The organism is Faecalicatena contorta (assembly GCF_001404335.1).
Taxonomy (GTDB): Bacteria; Bacillota; Clostridia; order Lachnospirales; family Lachnospiraceae; genus Faecalicatena; species Faecalicatena contortus_B.
Genome location: NZ_CYZU01000010.1, coordinates 75,324 through 94,673, shown reverse-complemented (window position 1 = coordinate 94,673; position 19,350 = coordinate 75,324). Strand labels below are relative to the sequence as shown.

Here is a 19,350-nt window from a genome sequence, read left to right as displayed (position 1 = left end):
GATGGAATACAATGAAATCAAAGAGCAGATCAAACAGAAATTGCCGGTAGAGAAAGAATTTGGAGATTCTGACAATCTTTTAGAGTTAGGGCTTAGCTCTATCGTGATCATGAGGCTTGTCAACCAATGGAGGAAACAAGGAGTAAAGGTTGCCTTTGGAACGCTGATGGAGCATCCGACTCTGAATGAATGGTGGGAGATCATTCAGAAAAGCATGAAGAAAAAGGGAAAGAAAGCGAACGCAGAAGAACAGGTAAGGATGCCGGAAAGAGATATGCGGGAACCCTTCCCATTGACTGATGTGCAGTATGCTTACTGGGCGGGCAGAGAGGAGGGACAGCCCCTTGGCGACATTGGATGCCATGCATATTTGGAATTTGATGGAAACGGTGTGGAGGCTGGACGTCTGGAAGCAGCGTGGAACCAGTTACAGTATCATCATTCTATGTTGAGAGCCTGCTTTACTGAAGATGGGATGCAGAAAATTCAAGAAAGACCGTTTTCCGAAAAATTGCCGGTCAATGATTATTCGAAGATGTTGGAGGAGGAAGCATATAGGAAAGCTAAAGAAGTAAGAGAAAGGCTTTCTCACCGGAAATTGCAAATTGAAAAAGGGGAAGTTGCAGGGGTTGAGCTTACATTGCTTCCGTCAGGGAAAACCCGGATACATATAGATATGGATCTTTTGATCGCAGATGTGCAGAGCCTTCAGATTTTATTAAAAGATCTAGCAGCGGCTTATAACGGAGAAAAGCTGTCCGAAGAATCTAAGGACTGGAATTTTGCCGCTTATCTGGAGAGGCAGGCTGCAGATGACAGGGAAGAAAAAGAAAAAGCAAAAGATTACTGGAGAAAACGCCTTGATACGTTGCCAAAGGGGCCGGAACTCCCGTTGGCAAAACGTCCGGAAGAAGTGAAAAAGACGGTCTTTCACAGAAGGATTGTGAGAATCGCAAAGAAAGAATGGGAAGCGCTGCAAAGCAAGGCGAAAGAGTACCAGACAACGCCGGCAATGCTACTTCTTACTGCCTATGCTACGGTGCTGGAACGGTGGAGCAGAAATAAGAGATTCCTGATCAATATCCCGTTTTTTAACCGTAAGACAGAGTACCAGGGAATGGAAGAAGTAATCGCAGACTTTACTACATTACTGCTTTTGGAAGTGGACTGTGAAAATAATCCTACGTTTCTTGAATTGTTAGGAAGGATACAGAAGCAGCTACATGAAGATATGAAATATACTGCTTACTCAGGTGTACAGGTACAGAGGGATCTGACAAAAAGGTATGGGGATGCTTCAGCAAGCGCCCCAGTGGTATTTGCCTGCAACCTTGGGACACCTCTGGTCAATGAGAGATTCAAAGAAACACTGGGAACCTTTTCCTATATGATTTCCCAAACGCCGCAGGTTTGGAATGATTTTCAGAGCTATGAAGATGAGGATGGCGTACAGCTTACATGGGACAGCGTGGATGCACTTTTCCCGGAGAGTATGGTTGATGACATGATGAAAAGTTTTGAAACCCTGTTACATCAGCTTACAGAAAAAAGCTGGAACCAAAGGTTTGACCTGTTGCCGGAAAGTAGGAGGGAAGCCTTGGAAGAAATGTGCAGGACAGGGGTTCCGGAGAATCCTCAGTGCTTACATACGGCGTTCTTGAAGCGTGCAGAAGAATTTCCGCAAAAGGCTGCCTTGGAAGATACAGGACATGGAAAAACAATCACATACCGTGAGTTAAAAGAACGGGCGCAGGCTGTTGCAGAACATCTTGCCGCAGAAGGTATCCAAAAGGAACCGGTAGCGATTACCCTGCCGCGGGGATATGAACAGATCGTTGCAGCGTTGGGAATCCTCATGTCTGGAAATTTATATTTGCCGGTTAGCTTAAACCAACCAGAAGAAAGGAGAAAGCTGATCCATGAAAAAACAGGTGTAAAGTATGTGATTACAAACGAGGATTGGGAAAAGAAGATCACATGGCTGGAGGAAACCAGGCGGCTTATCTTAGAAGAAATGAAAGAATGTGTTTCTGAGGTGGAATTGCCGAAAGTCATGCCAGAGGACAGCGCTTATATCATTATGACCTCTGGCTCTACAGGAATCCCGAAAGGCGTAGAGATTGCCCATGCGAGCGCATGGAATACGATTGATGATATCAACAAAAAATACCGGGTATCGAAAGAAGATGCAGCTTTGGCAGTATCTGCTATGGACTTTGACCTGTCTGTATACGACCTGTTTGGAGTTTTAGGGGCTGGTGGAACCCTGGTATTGCTGCCAGAGGAAGAAAAGAAAAATGCGGATTACTGGCTGGAACAGATAAAGAAATACAACATCACTATCTGGAATTCCGTCCCTGTCCTTTTGGATATGCTATTGGTGCGTGCGGAAGCCATGGAAGAACAGCTCCCATTAAGGGCAGTTATGCTTTCCGGAGACTGGATCGGGCTGGACCTTCCGGAAAGAGTTTCTGCGTTAACAAATTCTTGTGAATTTATCGCTATGGGCGGGGCAACAGAGGCAAGTATTTGGTCTAATTATCAGAACGTATCGCTTCCACTGCCTGAAAATTGGAAGAGCATTCCATATGGACGTCCGTTAAAGCATCAGGCATACCGGGTTGTGGATGAATTTGGCAGGGATTGTCCTTACTGGGTAGAAGGCGAACTTTGGATTGGAGGATACGGTGTGGCGAAAGGCTACCGGGGCGATACAGAACTTACAGAAAAGAAATTTGTGGTAGATGAGACTGGACGTTGGTACCGTACCGGAGACCTGGGACGATTCTGGCAGGATGAAACGATAGAGTTCCTTGGGAGGCAAGATCACCAGGTAAAGATTCGTGGACACAGGATCGAGCTTGGAGAGACTGAACACGCTATACAGGGATTCCCAGGAGTTGGAAATGTAGTGGTAGATACCTTTAGTGATGGACATGGAAACAAATCTCTGGCAGCGTATATCGAAGCGGAAAAGAAAGAGAATTCTGGAGTAACTGACTGGAAATATGGAGACAGTTTTTTGGATTCTGCGTGGAAGAAGATGAAAGAATCGGTTTCCGATTGGATGACACTTTCAGATGCAGAGAAAAACGCACAGTATGAGACATTCCTTGCTTATGCCGATCAAAAGTGCCTCCACCTTATGCTGACAGAGCTGGAACGGATTGGGTTATTATCCCGCCAGACCAATGGAGGCTTTGCAGTGGTACCTGCCGCAGAAAATAAAATTGTGGCAGAACAGAAAGCGACGGTTTCACGATGGTTGGAAATCTTAAAGAAGGAAAGCATTCTACAGAAAGGGTTAAAAGAAATAAATCTTGAAGTGAAGCCTTTCGGATTACCGGAAGCAGTAGAAGCAGTAGACACCTATTTTGAGAAACTGCAGCCATATCTGGAAGCTATGCTTATAGGCAAAGAGAAGCCTTTGGAAGTGTTTTATCAAAAGGAAGCAGATCTTGCACCGAACAGGCTTTTATCCAGAATTCCAGGACATTCTGAAACGATTAGGGAATTGACAGAGATTTTGGAAAAATTGGAAGAAGTGCCTCATAACGTTCCACTGCAGATTCTTGAAATCGGCACCAGGGATGCGGATATTACCAGGGAGATTTTACATGCACTGGAAGGTGGAACAGTGGCGTATACTTACGCAGATTCATCCAAGTATTTTCTGGAAGAAGCAAGAAGGGAACTTTCAGAGTTTGAGGAAATTGAATTTGAACAGTTTTCTTTGGATGACAGCTTAGATAGGCAAGAGATTATGCCGCATTGTTATGACGTGATTATCACAGCAAATGTTTTGCATAGAAACCATAACGCAGAAAAGGCAGTTGAGAAAATAGCGGAATTATTAAAACCGAATGGAATTTTTTTGATGTCGGAACTATTAGTAAGAACATATCTTCAGGATATTACGGCTGCATTTTTGGAAAATGGATTTGCGGATATTCAGGATGAAAGGAAAGAGAGAGGGTTGGTGACTCCGGATGCTTCTCTGTGGAAAGAATATTTTTTAAAAGCAGGCATGGGAGAGCGCCTGGAGTATGGTGAAAAGTATGGCAGGGGCATCTTCTGTGCCAGACAGGGAGAGAAAGTTCTGGAATACAGCGAAGAAGCCTTGCGTGGATACTTGTTGGGAAAAATACCGGAGTATATGGTACCACAGAACTATCATTTTATGGAAATGCTCCCGAGTCTTCCGAATGGAAAAATCAATAGGAAGCAGTTAAAAGAAGATTTCAAAGGAGAGACACCTGCGATTCGGATCTCTGGGGCGAACACGGAAACAGAAAGGAAACTCCTGGAAATTTGGAAAGATCTCTTTGGCTATAGAGTCCTGGGAATTGATGATAATTATTTTACGCTGGGCGGAGATTCCCTCTTGGCTACCAGGCTGATCTCCGAAGTGCAGAAAACCTTTGGGAAAAAAATATCCATCAGCACGATTTTCGAGACACTGACGGTAAGGGCACTGGCAAGGGCTATCGAACAGTCCGAAGAAAAAGAACAGGGATTGCCGCAGTTACAACCGGATACAGAAAATGCAAACGAAGCTTTCCCGCTGACGGATGTGCAGTATGCGTATTGGGTGGGAAGAAGCGGTGTATACGACTTAGGAAATGTTGCGACACACTGCTATTTTGAACTGGACGCCCAGGATTTGGATATTGAACGGGCAGAAGAAGCGTGGAACCTGCTGATTCAGCGCCACGGCATGATGCGTGTCCTTATCCAGCCGGATGGGAAACAGCGGATACTAAAAGACGTTCCAAGATATCAGATCGCAGTAAATGATATCCGGGAATTAGGAGAAGATGAGAAAGAATATGCCCTGGAAGAAAAACGGGAAATGATGTCCCACCAGATCATTCAGACGGAGAACTGGCCGTTATTTGATGTGCAAATAACAAGGATAGGACAACACAGGCAGAGAATCCATATTAGCTTTGATAACATCACATTTGATGGCTGGAGCATGTTCCATATCCTGAATGAATGGGCAGAAATATACAGAAGCCAGAAAATCGGAACACCGATCACACTGTCTTTCCGGGATTATGTGCTGGGATTAGAAAAGCTGAAAGAACTGCCTGACTATGAGGCGGATAAGAAATACTGGAAGGACAGGCTGGAAAACTTTGCCGATGCGCCGAAACTTCCGACAGCAAAGAATGAAAAACAGGTTACAGACCAAAAATTTCGGCGGCGGACCGCAAAACTGTCAAGGGAAGAATGGGATTCTGTCAAAGCTATTGCTGGCAAGATCGGGGTAACGCCTGCCGTCCTTCTGATCAGTGCTTATGCGGAAACACTTCGTTTATGGAGCAGTAATAAAGACTTTACGATTAACCTCACCCAATTTGATCGGAAACCTGTGCATCCAGAGGTAAATGAGCTGGTTGGGGATTTTACCACACTGACGCTGTTGGAAGTGTGCCAGCAAAAAGGAGGGAACTTTGCAGATCGGGCGAAAGCAATCCAGCAAAGACTTACGGAGGATTTAGAACATTCAACCTATAGTGCGGTTGAGTTTGAACGTGAGTTAAAGAAACGGACAGGTGATATGCAGGGCGTAATTATGCCGGTTGTATTTACCAGTGGGTTAGGAATAGAGCAGTGGAATGAAGGAAAATGGCTTGGAAAACTGAATTATAATATTTCCCAAACGCCGCAGGTATGGCTGGATCATCAGGTGGTAGAGATGGATGGCTGCCTTTGCCTTTTCTGGGATGCCGTAGAGGAACTGTTTTATCCGGGAATGTTGGACGATATGTTCCATACATATATAAGCTTGCTTAGAAACATTGCGGAGAACCCGACGATTGTAGAAGAAGAAAGAAATACGTTAGTAAAAGCTGAAATTTCAGAGAAGCGCCGTATGGCCAATGAAACAGAAAAGATATTTGAGGATAAGACGTTAGATGAATTGTTCTGTGAGGCAGCAGAGAAGTTTCCGGAGAAAGAAGCTGTCGTATCGGTACAGAGAAGAATGACGTACCAGGAATTGAAAGAGGAGGCTCTGTATATTTGCGAGAAGCTTCAGAGAGAAGGTGCCGGAAAAGGAAAAACAGTGGCTGTTCTGATGGAAAAAGGCTGGGAGCAGGTTACAGCAGTATATGGAATCTTATTTGCCGGTGCCGCATACTTGCCAATTGATATCCATAATCCGCAGGAACGTATAGAGAAAATCCTCCATGACAGTGAGACGGAGATTATCCTTACACAGCAAGGCGCAGAAAATCAGATGAGCTGGCTGAAAAAATGGAAAACGCTTCCGGTTTGCGGGAAGAGAGTTGGAGAAACAGTCCAGCAGGTTAAAAATGTACCGGAAGACCTGGCATATGTCATCTACACCTCCGGTACAACAGGTATGCCGAAGGGCGTTATGATAAGCCACCGCAATGCGGTAAATACCATTCTGGATATAAACAGCAGATACCAGATAATGGAAAAAGATACAGCATTTGGTATCTCGAACCTGCATTTTGATCTGTCCGTGTATGATATTTTTGGTCTGTTGAGCGCTGGAGGAACCATTGTACTTCCTGATCCGGAGAGGGTAAAAGATCCGGCATATTGGACAGAAGTATTGAATACAGAGAAGGTTACCGTATGGAACAGTGTTCCGGCTTTTGTGGAGATGCTGGTTGAATATGAAGAGTACCAGAAAAAGCTGCATACAAAGACTCTGAGGCTTGTTTTGATGAGCGGCGATTGGATTCCGGTATCCTTACCCGGAAGAATAAGAAACATTTTTGACAATGTGAAAATACTTGCATTAGGCGGAGCGACAGAAGCCAGCATTTGGTCAAATTGCTTTGAGGTTCCAGAACAGATCCCAGAAAAATGGAAGAGTATCCCGTATGGAAAGCCGCTTGCGAACCAGAGGTATTATATTCTGAATCAGAATATGGAGAACTGTCCGGATTGGGTATCAGGAGATTTGTATATTGCTGGAACAGGCGTTGCACAGGGGTATCTGAATGATGAAGAAAGAACAAAAGAAAAGTTTATTGTTTGGGAAACAACTGGAGAACGATTGTACAGTACTGGTGATATGGGACGGTACTGGAATAGTGGAGATATTGAATTTTTAGGTAGACAAGATCATCAGATAAAAATAGGAGGCTATAGGATTGAGAAAGGGGAAATCGAAAGTGCATTAAAGGGGTTGCCGCAGATCTCTGAGGCAATTGTAGAGCCAGTAGATAATAAACAGTTGGTAGCATTTGTTTGTCTTTATAAATACAGACAAAGAATACAGGAGGCCGATAAAAAATTTTATAATGAATTGGATAAGATAAAAGAAGGGTTATCGCAAGAAGAAGAAAGAATTTTTCTCAAAACATATGGGAAATCTTTAGAGAAAATTTCTGCGTTGATAATAACAGAGACTTTTATAAAAATGGGAATAGCAGAAGAAACATATTATACCCAAGAAAAATTTTATAGAGTATTAAATGTACTTCCTGAATTTGAAAACCTTATGGAAACATGGAAAAATGTTTTAATACAAGAGGAGGTTTTACAGAAAGAGAATGGTCTATTTAAAATCGTTGGAAAGGAAAAAATTAGAAATGCAGTTAAAAAGGAATTAGAAGAAATCCAAGAGCGAGGACAAGTATTAAATTTATATCAAATGCTTGAGCAAAGTATGGCTATAACAATTAATATTTTACGTAATAAAGGGGGAGATGTTGAAGCCTTAATTCAAAATAAATTTAAACTATTACCTACCATACTGGAAGAATTCAGTCCTTTATGCAAAAGGATGACAAAATTACTCTTAGAAATATATGGTAAATGTATAAAAATAAAAGGAAATAGGCTGAGAGTTATAGAAATCGGAAGTAGAATGAAAAATAATACGGTTAGATATGCCGAATTAATAAAAGAAAAGGGAGAGCTATATTATGTTGATGAGTCACAAATATATATAAAACAAGTTCTTAAAGATGTAGGTGTAAATAACATAAAAGGTATAACGTATGATATGAGGGAGCCATATTTTTACTCAGGGGAACTTGAACATAAAGCAGATATTATAATAGCTGACAATACTTTACACAGAAGTTATGATATTGAAATAACAATAGCAAACCTTAAAAAGATGTTGAAAGTAGGAGGGGTTCTTATTATTAGAGAATATACCATTCCCAATAGATTAATTTTTAACTCGGTTGCCTTATTAGAAAAAGGATTTTCTAAAATCAAGGATTGGAGAAGAAATACTTGTATGCCACTTGTAGCAACAGATGATTGGATGAAGTTACTTAGTAAAGCGGGATTTAGTGAGGTGATTTCTTTATCCGAAACAGAAAAAAATGCGAAATACGGAACCGGAGAGACTATTTTTGTGGCGGGAAATTATGACGAAATCAGGGGAATAAAAGAATCTGAGATTTTAGAAAGGCTCCAAGATATTCTTCCTCAATATATGCTCCCTGAAAGAGTATATGATATTCTGCAATTTCCATTATCTCCAAACGGTAAGGTTGATAGAAAAAAACTATTAGATAGTATAAAGATAGAGAAAGATAGCAAAGGCGAGGAATTAAAAGAAGATATGACGGAAAATGAAAAAACTATCGCAAATATTTGGAGAGAGGTGCTCCAAGTAACGAGTGTTGATAGAAATATGAATTTTTTTAAAAATGGAGGAGATTCATTAAAAGCGATAAAACTTGTCAATATGGTAAAAGTACAATTAGGAATTGAAGCTAAAATTAGTTGGCTCTTTGAAGCGCCTACTATTGCACAGTTTACTATACGTATACAAAATGAAGCATCCTCTAAAGATTATAAAGAAGACGAAGGAGAAATATAATAAAGTGGGGAAAAAAGTTATAGTTTGCGGAAGCAGATTTGGACAATTTTACATTGAAGCTTTAAAACAAATGAAAGAAATAGAAATAGTAGGGTTGCTGGCAAGGGGAAGTGAACGAAGTCGAGCATGCTCTACCTATTATAAAATTCCACTATATACAACGGTTAATGAAGTACCAGAAATAGACTTGGCGTGTATAGCTGTAAAAACTAGTGTGCTAGGTGGGCAGGGTACTGCTCTTGCAGAGGAATTTCTGAGGAGAAAAATAAATGTTTTGTTAGAGCAGCCAATTCACTATAAAGAACTGGGGGAATGTTATAAAATTGCGAAAATCAACAAGGTATATTTTGGTCTGGGAAATTTATACCTTAATCTTCCTGCTGTTAAGAATTTTTTGGATAATATTCGACTACTGAAAGCTACGGAGCCAATTTTATACGTTAATATAGAACTGGCAACACAAGTATCTTATCCGGTAATTAGCATTTTGGGCGAAGTGTTAGGAACACTTCGTCCATGGAATGAAATTGGAGTTGTAAATAATAAGATTCCATTTCAGACAAATGTAGTTGAAATTGATAATGTTCCTGTAACTTTTAGAGCACATAATGAAATTGATAAAACGGATATAGATGGTTTTTTACATTTGCTTTTTCAGATTACAGTAGGCTATCCTGGAGGTCGTTTATCACTGATTGATCCACATGGACCAGTTATTTGGTTTCCAAGAATTCATTTTCCTAAAGATGAAATTATTCCTGGCAATTTAAACAATAATTCTCCATTAAATATGCAAGAAGAAAATTATGTCATACTTTATAACAATCAAGAGAATATATATAAAGATATTTTTACAAAGGTATGGCCTAGTGCAATTTCTGGAGATATTGGGAGTGCAATAGAAAGTTCTATGGATAATATAAATATGCAAAAATCTTTAAATAACTCTCAAGCATGGCAGATGTTAATGAAAAATTTTGGCTATCCAGAAATTGTCAATAAAAGTATATATAACTATTATCCGGTGGAGAAATTATTTATAGATACAAAAATCGGCTATAAATTAGAAAATTCATTAATTGCGGGCATGGCAGTCTTTAATAATATTTGTTTGAAAACGATGTATTTTTATTTACAATGTAGTATTAAAGAACGGAATAAGGGGTATACATATGAAGAATTATTAAAAGAAATGCAAGTCATGAAAAAATTTGAGCCAATAATACATCGTTGGATTAATGTATTATCTATCAATAATTATATACGATTTGATAAGTCGAAAATTTATTTTGATAACATAATGAATTATTCAGAATTAGAAAGAATGTGGAGTGCCGGAGAACAAACTTGGAATCAATATGGATTAGGAGAAAAGTCTACATATGACTATTTTAAGAATAATGCGCTACGACTTTTAGAAATTATGAGAGGAGAGATGAATCCTACTTTACTATTATTTCCGAATGGTCAGATGGAGATTGCGACTGATTTATATTCCAATACCGCGATTGCTCTTTATTATAATGAAATTATTGCTAAACATATGCAGAAACAATGCGAAAGGTATAATAAATGTAGGATACTAGAAGTAGGTGGAGGAACTGCCGCTACTACTAAAAGTGTTCTTAAATTGTTGAAAGTCAGTCATGTGGAAAAATATGTTTTTTCAGATGTTTCGGAATTTTTCATTAATCATGCCCAAAAATTATTCCAAGAAATTCCGTTCATGGATTATTTAAAATTAGATATAAACAGTAATTTCAATAACGGAGTAATTAAGGATAATAGTATAGATATACTATTGGCGGTGGGGGTTCTCAATAATGCAAAAAACATAGAGAATACTTTAAAATATATTCGGAAAATTTTAAAGAATACGGGACAGGCAATTATAGTAGAAGCTATAGGTGAATCAGTTCCGATGTTAATATCTCAAGCGTTTATGATGGAAAAAACAACGGATGAACGAAATGAAAAAAATGAAACATTTTTAACATTGGAACAGTGGCATAAATTATTTCAAGAAATTGGGTTTATAGTAAAAGAAAGTTTGCCCGCTGTAACTTCCGATCTATCGGTATATAATCAAAAATTATTTATCCTAGAGTGCAAGTGATATACTGAAAAAACAATAATTTTACAGAGGCTTAAATATTAATAAAAGACTTTATTATATCGAAAGCATTTTTAGAAAGAAGTCTTATGAATAGACTATATGAAAGGAATAAAATAAATATGAAAGTAAACGAGATAATAAAAAAAGCGAGAGAGCGTGGAATAAGCTTATGGTGTGAAAATGGAAAAATTCGTTATTTTAAGCAAGATGGAAAGTTAGAAGAGGATATAAAACAGCTTCTAATAGACAACAAAGAAAATATAATTCGATACTGGGAGGAAGATATTGAACGATTTGAGGTGTTTCCACTTACAGATGTTCAGACTGCATATTTACTAGGACGAAGAGGATCTTTTGAATATGGAGATGTTGCTAGCCATTTATATTTAGAATTAGAATATCCGAGATTAGACGGAAAAAAAGTACAAAAAATATGGAACGAATTAATCACTAAACATGATATGCTAAGAGCTATAATATTACAGAATGGGACACAGAGAGTGCTAAAAGAAGTTAATGAATATCAAATATATATTTCTAATGAGGCAGTGGCAGGAGAAAAAATTCGTAATGAATGGAAAGATAAATTTTATGAAACAGAAAAATGGCCTTTATTTGATATAGGAATTACAAACTATGAAAGAAAATCTATTTTACATTTATCATTTGACTTTTTGATCTCCGATTGGGCAAGTATTTGGAGATTATTAAGAGAGTTTGAAATAAAATATTATGATAAGATTGATAGAAATAAACAATGTGTTATTTCATTTAGAAATTACATTCTAAACGAGAAAGGAATGAAAAATACCCTTAAATATGTTAATGATAAAGAGTATTGGAGAAAGCGTTTAGAAACAATGCCAGAGGCACCAATACTTCCAATACTTCCAGGTGCAAAAAACATAAATAGATTTGTAAGAAAATCCGAGAAATTAAATATAGAAAAATGGGAAACTATTAAAAAATTTTCAATGAAAAATGGTATAACACCTACTGCAGCAGTATTGTCTATCTTTGCAATGTGTATTGAAAGATGGAGTGAAAACAAGAATTTTGCGTTAAATTTGACAACGCTGACAAGAAATAGTAAATATCCCGACATTTATGATGTGATTGGAGATTTTACTAGCGTAAATGTATTAGAAATACGCCTATCAAAAGATATACCTTTTTATGAATTTGCAAAAAGGGTAAATAAGCAACTGTTTGACGATCTCGATCACAATACTTATTCGGGTATAGAAGTAATCAGAGATTTGCGAAAAATCAGAAAAAATCCATCGCTGTTTTATCCGATAATTTTCACAAGTTCTATAGGGGTAGTGGATCTTGATGGGATGGTAGGAAAAATTAATGATAATGGAATTAGTCAAACCCCACAGGCATTTTTAGACTGTCAGGTTATGGACAGTAAAGAGGGGTTATTCATTAATTGGGATATTAGAGAAGGAATATTTGATGAGAAAGTTATTAAAGATATTTTTGAAACATTTATTGAGAGCTTGAATAGATTTTCGGAAATAGAAGAAGTATGGTTTGAACCTGCATGTGTTAAAATTCCTGCCTATCAATTACTGTGAAACAACACCCTCTAGGGGGCAAAAAAGCGCAAACTTCCCCCTCTAAATGTTTAGCCTGTTTTAAACTTGTCTGATAAGCCTATGCGGCAACAACAGGAGCTTCCCAGCCAAGTGCTTTTAACTTTTTAAGATACGCATTGATTTTACGCTCTTTGTTGAACTGATTATAATACTCTGCTCCAAGATCCTTGAAAACCACACCGTCTTTGAGGATGTGATAAATGGCTATGAGCATGGAATGGGCAACTGCAACATACGCCCGTTTTGGTCCTCGATGTGCACTGATTCTCATAAACTGGGCATAGAAGTATGACTTTTTGTTTTTCACAGCAGCATGAGCACAGGTAATTAGAGTTGTCCGCAAGAGAGAATTACCTTTTCTGGTTTTACCTGATTTTCTCTTTTTTGCGCTTTCATTATCACCGGGACATAATCCTGACCATGAAGAGATATGTTTGTCTGAAGGAAAACGACTCATATCTGTTCCAATAACAGAAATAATGGCTTGTGCGCTGGTATTACCAATACCGGTTACATCTTGGATTGCTTTGGATGCCTTCTTTTCTTCAGGCTTCATAAAGTTGTCAATCTCATCATCCAGATTTTTTATGTGAACATTGAGTTCATCCAGATGATTTAAAAGTTCCTTCATCATTCGACGCTGCAGTGGGCTCATGACTCCATTGAGATCATCGATGATCTGTTCTTTGGTTGCTTTCAGATTATGTGCAATGATTTTTTGCGCATACATCTCATCATATTTTGCCTCGTCGATAAATTTTCCGGTGAGAAGGTATTCCAGAATACTGCGTGCACTTTTACCATTGATGTCTGACACAGTACCAGACAGTTTGATATTGGCACCTTCAAGCATTTTCTGGAGACGATTTAATTCTCTGGTACGCTCACCAACGAGACTTTTGCGGTATCGAACCAGTTCCCGCAATTCCCGCTGATCCTTATCAGGGATATAGCTGGGCTGAAGCAATCCGTGCTGAAGAAGGTCAGCAATCCATTCAGCATCCTTTACATCTGTTTTCCGTCCCGGAACAGCTTTCATATGGCGTGCATTTACTACCATAGCGTTCAGGTTAGAGGATTCAAGGATGTTATACAGAGGCTTCCAATAAGAAGCGGTGCTCTCCATGGCGGTCATTTCACAGTTGCCAGATTGGAGCCAGTCTGCCAATTCAAGAAGCTCTCTGGTAGTTGCACCAAACTCACGTACTTCCTGTCTGTTGCCTTTACGAAAGCAGGCAACGATGAGCTTTTTGTGCACATCAATACCACAACAATTGTCGTAAATTCTATCCATACTGACACCTCCAAATAAAATTTACGGCACGGTACTCTGTCTGTTATCATTTTACTGTACGTCCTTCTGCCATAAGAGGCTGGACAGGTGGTGGTGCAAATGAGAGTACCTGAAATCAGTTTAGATAACGGGCTACAGGCCCAAAATTAAAACGATCTTTGCCGTTAACACCAGTATAAGATAGCAAACAAATAAATTCAATCTCTATGCCTGTACAGTTTCATTCATGGTGGTGCCAAGAACGGGCATGGGGGTTTAGATACAAGAAAACATATTAATAATACTTTTAAGAACAGAGAATGTAAGACATTACAGGATCTTTTTCTTAAAAGTACATTAAAGAGCCCTAAAAAAGTTGCTGTGGTAGATGAAACGGGAGAATATACATATGAAGAGTTGCTGTGGCGTGCTTATAGCGTAGCTGAAAAATTAGAAAAGTGTGGTTGCAAAAAAGGAGATTATGTAGGAATTAAATTAGATAAAGGCGTGTTTCAAATTGCAAGTGTTTTGGGAATCTTATTTCTTGGTGCAGCATTTGTTCCTATAGATAATGAACAACCAGAAATTAGGGCGAACAAAATAATGGATTTGGCACAAATTAAATATTTAATTTGTGAAGAAAAACATAGAGACAAAGAAAAATACAATGTGATAACAAAAGAGGATATTCACATTAAAAGAGAATTTGAAAATCCAGCTATAGATAATTTTTTTGATGTAGCGTATGTGATTTTTACATCTGGATCGACTGGGATTCCTAAAGGAGTGGTTATAGAGCAACAGGCTGTTATAAACACTATTATAGATATTAATGAGAGGTTCAAAATACAAGAAGATGATAGTGTGCTTGCTCTTTCACAGCTACATTTTGATTTGTCTATTTATGATATTTTTGGAATGTTAGCATCAGGGGGAACTCTTATAATTCCTGATAAAGCAAGATATAAAGACCCTTCTTATTGGTTAAAATTAATAAAAAAATGGAATATAACGGTATGGAACTCTGTACCAACCTTTATGGAGATGTTTGTTGATTATCTTGATAGATTTTATAACGGAGAAAATTTATCAATTAATAAAGTGCTATTATCCGGCGACTGGATACCGATAAATCTGCCAGAAAGAATCCGAAAATTTTTGAAAGATGTAAAAATATATTCTTTAGGAGGCGCAACAGAGGCTAGTATATGGTCAATTTATCACGAGTGCGAAAAAGGTGAAGTCTATGCTGGTAGTGTACCATACGGAATACCACTAAGTAATCAAGGGTTTAAAATATTAGATGCTAATATGAAAGATTGCCCTAATATGGTTCGAGGAGAGCTTTATATAACAGGGAAAGGATTAGCTAGAGGATATCTAGGAGATCCAGAAAAAACACGGAGTAGCTTTATAAAATTTAATAATGAAAAAATATATAAAACAGGGGACTTCGGCAGGTATTTATATAATGGAGAAATACAATTTCTGGGACGGAAAGACTCTCAAATAAAAATTGCGGGGCATAGAATTGAGATAGGAGAAATCGAAAAAGCGCTTATAGGCTGTTGCCCGGGGCAGAAATGTAGTGTGACTACGATTAACCTAAATGGTGAAACTAAAATAGTTGCTGTAATTGTAGCAGCAGAAAGAGGTCAGAAAGATAAAGAAAGTATTCGGGAAAAACTGAAACAATATCTACCTCACTATATGATACCATTTTTTATAGAATTTGTTAATGAAATCCCATATACAAATAATGGAAAGGTAGATAAGAAAGCAATACAAAAAATTTTTAGCGATAAGCGAGATGAGAGAGAAAAAAATCACAGTTGGAATTTGTCAGATATAATAGAAAATGAAGTGTATTTAATTTTAAAAAAAATATTGAAAACAAAAGAATTACATCTTGAGGACAATTTATTTTATATAGGAGCAGATTCATTAATTATGGCACAAATTGCAGGAGCAATCAAAGAGAATATAATGCAAGAGAGTGCTACTTTTGATGAAATATTGCGACAGATATTGAACAATCCTACTGCGAGAGCATTAATAAAATTTTTGAAAGAGCGGAGAATGGCTTCTACCGATGGATATGATATGGAAAAGAATACGCGGCTTTTAGCTGAAGATAAGCAGGAGGTTTTATATGTCTTTTTTCATGCGGCATTAGGTACAACTAATTGTTATCGTTTTATGGAAAAAGAAATGCGGAGAAAAAAACTAGGCGATTTGCTTTTTATTAATATGGAAAATGCAGATAAATATTGTTCGATAAAGTATAGCGATTTGGTTAATGTGATAACAGATGCCTATGTAGAAAAAATAGAACAACTTAAATATAGAAAGATTAATTTGGTTGGATATTGCTTGGGTGGAATTATTGCATTAAATGTAGCTGTAAAATTATTAGAAAGAGGGAGCAAAATAAATAATTTATTTGTTTTGGATAGTTATCCTGTGTCGGGAAAAATAGAAGATGATTTTATTGATGAAATAATTTTCTTACCAAATTACCAAATAACTTTATCAGAAGTAATAGAAGGAATCGAGGACTATGAATTGATGAAAGTAATTTCGCAAGAACGAGAAAATAATAATGGAAATATACCGGCAAATTCTTTCTCTAATATTCTTCAAACTAGAAAGAATTTAAAAGGATGTACTAAGCTTCTTGAATTCGCTCAAAACAAAAAAGAAGAGCGGTTTAAAAAGTATGCCCAAACAATATCCAAAAAGTTTCAAGTCAATATAAATGCTAAAATGTTAGAAACAGCATTTAGAATTTATCAACATAGTTTTAAAGGTGCTGAAGTAGAACTTCCATTTTATAGTGGAGATATTTGTTTCTTTTCAGCTAGTGAAGAACAAAAATATTTATTCATTGATAAGAATGAGAACTTAGAATTGTGGAATAGTATATGTCTTGGGGATTTTAAAGAAGTAGAAATTCCAGGAAATCATGTCACATGTATTCTTAATGAAGAAAATGCTATAGCTCTTGTCAATAGACTACAGAAGGAGATATGAAAAAATGACAAAAGATATAGGAATCTTAGGGGCTTCCGGGTTGGTTGGAAAAGAAGCATTATATGCATTGAGAAAAAAAGGATATACATTATTGATAGGGGCGCGTAATATCCAGAATTTGGAATATGTGAAGAAAGAACTTTGCATGGATATAGAAATTATGCAAGTTGATGTGTTTATTCCAAAACAAGTCGAAGAGTTCTGCAAACAGTGTAGAATAGTTGTTAACTGTACTGCACCGGCTTCTGCAATTGGGACAAGGATAATAAAGGAATGTGTTAAACTGGGGATTGACTATATTGACCCTTTTGGAGAGGGAGAAATTGAAAGATATGTTGCAGAGAATAATGAATCTATTCAAGAGAAGAAAAACAGAATAATACTATCGGCGGGTACATATCCAGGTTTATCAGAAATTTTGTTTAAGTATGTGGCGGAACAATATGGTAATGAGAATTTATCTATTAAGGAATATTTTTATGGCAATGGCTACTTTTCATATGGAGCAACTTGTGATGTGCTTTCAAGTATGCTTTCTGGTAAGGCAAAAAGTATGAGTTGTGTGCAGAGAGGTAAAATAGTTCCTTATACAACGGAATTCGGTGAAAGTATAGTGATAGATGATGAAATAGGAAAAATATATCCGTATCCTATTATTAGTAAAGAATTTTACGAAGTTTGTAAAAATGCCAAAGTAAAGGAGGGGTGCTTTTTTAATACATTCACGGATATGAATTCAATGGCTACTTTTTTTGAAATAGGTAGTCAAATCTATCACTCTGATAAAGCAGATGTTTACGATTTTGCAGATGAGTTAAAAGCATTATATGACGGAAGGAAAATCGAAAATGAAAAAACTATATTTCTATTTTGGATAGGAGATATGACCGAAACAGTAGCAGAGGGAAAAAAGATAGTTTTTGAATATTTATGTAATTGGAATGCTCTGTCAGGTTATATTTGTGGGCTAACTGCAGAATGGTGTTTGGAAAAACGAATTTCTAAAACAGGAGTATATAGGATACATGAGCTTGAAAACATTGACAAGTTTGTAGAAAGAATTCCATGCAAGGTTAAGAAACTCAAATAAAAAACTATTTGGAGCAAAAAAGACTTTATGGAGTAGACAAAAAAAAAGAAACGATATATTATTATACAGCTGATATTAGTTAAAACTAACCAAAGGAGGATTATAAAAATGGAAAAATCGGTAAATAGGAAATTGAAAGGAAAAGATTTAATAACTATAGGTATTTTTTCTGCTATTTATTTTGTGATTAATTTTGCGTGTATGGTATCTGGCGGTATTCATCCGCTTCTATGGGTGCTAATGCCTGGTACGATTGGTTTATTTGCTGGTATTCCCTATATGCTTAATGCTGCTAAGGTTCAAAAACTTGGTGCAGTTTTTTTAATGGGCTTTATTGCCAGCCTGATTTATTTTGCGACAGGACAGTTTACCGTTGTCATTCTGATTTCAATGGTAATTAGCTGTGTATTGGCAGAAATCACCCGTGCGGTTACAGGGTATAAAAGTTTCAAAGGGAATGCTCTTTCTTATTTATTTTTCTCTTACGGAATGGTTGGTTCCCCGCTCCCGATTTGGTTATTTAAAGAAAGTTTCCTAGCGCAAATTACAGAACAGGGTATGCCTGCTGATTATGTAGCGGCTGTTGAGGCACTTTCTTCTAATGCTATGTTAATCGTGCTGTTTATTGCCCCGGCCATTGGCGCAATCATTGGCGCATACATAGCGAGAGGCTTGTTTAAAAAGCATTTTGTAAAGGCAGGAATTGTATAATGAGCGAAGCCCGTAAAAAACATACACTAAAATTGGATCCTCGTACTGAATTGCTGCTATTGGTTTTGGCAAATATTGTGGCCTTTACACAACATTCTGTATGGGTAGAAATTACATGGGTTGTTTTGCTACTTTTGCTGATTATTGCCTGCGGCTGTAAAAAAGCCGCAGGCAAGTTGGCAATCGCTTTTGGGATTTGCCTGCTTCTGCAATACTACATCTTTCCGAATGGCCCTAAGATTTTAGCAAGCAGCTTTACAATCCTTGTATCATACGCCAGAAAGATTTTCCCTTGCTTGATTGTGGGTACTCTAATTTTGCAAAAAACGCCAGTCCGTGAGTTAATGGTTGCTTTACGGAAATGGCATATCCCGCAAGGGCTTATTATTCCATTATCGGTAACAGTCCGGTATTTCCCGGCAATCAAAGAGGAAATCGGATATATCCGGGACGCTATGAAGCTCCGCAATATTCACGGAACGCAAAAAATAGAGTGCCTGTTAGTTCCAATTATGATTTCAGCGACAACAACCGCAGAAGAATTATCTGCCGCCGCCGTTACAAGGGGAATTGAAAATCCTGCCCCTAAAACGAGTATGATCGTTATGAAATTTGGTATGCAGGATTTCCTGTGTTTAGCACTCGGCATAGCCTTTTGTGTGGTTGCTGTTACAGTAGGATAGGGGGTGTTTG

General features: G+C 37.6%; 8 protein-coding genes. 7 read left to right on the top strand and 1 reads right to left on the bottom strand.

Going from position 1 to position 19,350, the window contains the following annotated elements; translation table 11 throughout:
* Nucleotide 1 precedes the first annotated feature (1 nt).
* The 3 genes from ARB69_RS07340 to ARB69_RS07330 all read left to right on the top strand — a co-directional run bounded on the left by ARB69_RS07340 (nt 2) and on the right by ARB69_RS07330 (nt 12,529).
* A complete protein-coding gene (locus tag ARB69_RS07340) occupies nt 2-8,830 on the top strand; it encodes a non-ribosomal peptide synthetase (RefSeq protein ID WP_055152342.1) in 8,829 nt (2,942 codons plus the stop codon).
* 4 nt (nt 8,831-8,834) lie between these two features.
* Entirely contained in the window at nt 8,835-10,946 is a 2,112-nt protein-coding gene (locus ARB69_RS07335; protein WP_055152340.1) for a bifunctional Gfo/Idh/MocA family oxidoreductase/class I SAM-dependent methyltransferase, read from the top strand.
* A 119-nt stretch (nt 10,947-11,065) separates the two neighbouring features.
* A complete protein-coding gene (locus tag ARB69_RS07330; RefSeq protein ID WP_055152338.1) occupies nt 11,066-12,529 on the top strand; it encodes a condensation domain-containing protein in 1,464 nt (487 codons plus the stop codon).
* A gap of 79 nt (nt 12,530-12,608) precedes the next feature.
* On the opposite strand, the gene ARB69_RS07325 is transcribed toward ARB69_RS07330, so the two are convergent.
* Nucleotides 12,609-13,844: an IS110 family transposase gene (locus tag ARB69_RS07325; protein ID WP_055152336.1), complete on the bottom strand. Its 1,236-nt coding sequence runs from the start codon at nt 13,842-13,844 to the stop codon at nt 12,609-12,611.
* 195 nt (nt 13,845-14,039) lie between these two features.
* Here ARB69_RS07325 and ARB69_RS07320 point away from each other — a divergent pair, with 195 nt between their 5' ends.
* The 4 genes from ARB69_RS07320 (at nt 14,040) to ARB69_RS07305 (ending at nt 19,340) form a co-directional block, all read left to right on the top strand.
* Complete coding sequence (locus tag ARB69_RS07320) at nt 14,040-16,856, top strand: amino acid adenylation domain-containing protein (RefSeq protein WP_330377561.1); 2,817 nt, start codon at nt 14,040-14,042, stop codon at nt 16,854-16,856.
* Nucleotides 16,857-16,860: 4 nt separating this feature from the next.
* A complete protein-coding gene (locus ARB69_RS07315) occupies nt 16,861-17,946 on the top strand; it encodes a saccharopine dehydrogenase NADP-binding domain-containing protein (RefSeq protein ID WP_055152333.1) in 1,086 nt (361 codons plus the stop codon).
* A gap of 108 nt (nt 17,947-18,054) precedes the next feature.
* Complete coding sequence (locus tag ARB69_RS07310; RefSeq protein ID WP_055152332.1) at nt 18,055-18,657, top strand: MptD family putative ECF transporter S component; 603 nt, start codon at nt 18,055-18,057, stop codon at nt 18,655-18,657.
* On the top strand, nt 18,657-19,340 hold the full coding sequence (locus ARB69_RS07305; RefSeq protein ID WP_055152331.1) for an energy-coupling factor transporter transmembrane component T: 684 nt from the start codon (nt 18,657-18,659) through the stop codon (nt 19,338-19,340). Before ARB69_RS07310 ends, ARB69_RS07305 begins: the two co-directional genes overlap by 1 nt.
* Nucleotides 19,341-19,350: the final 10 nt, after the last annotated feature.

Coding starts and splice junctions, on each gene's coding strand:
- ARB69_RS07305 (WP_055152331.1), top strand. CDS start 18,657: ATGAGCGAAGCCCGTAAAAAACATACACTAAAATTGGATCCTCGTACT.
- ARB69_RS07310 (WP_055152332.1), top strand. CDS start 18,055: ATGGAAAAATCGGTAAATAGGAAATTGAAAGGAAAAGATTTAATAACT.
- ARB69_RS07340 (WP_055152342.1), top strand. CDS start 2: ATGGAATACAATGAAATCAAAGAGCAGATCAAACAGAAATTGCCGGTA.
- ARB69_RS07330 (WP_055152338.1), top strand. CDS start 11,066: ATGAAAGTAAACGAGATAATAAAAAAAGCGAGAGAGCGTGGAATAAGC.
- ARB69_RS07325 (WP_055152336.1), bottom strand. CDS start 13,844: ATGGATAGAATTTACGACAATTGTTGTGGTATTGATGTGCACAAAAAG.
- ARB69_RS07315 (WP_055152333.1), top strand. CDS start 16,861: ATGACAAAAGATATAGGAATCTTAGGGGCTTCCGGGTTGGTTGGAAAA.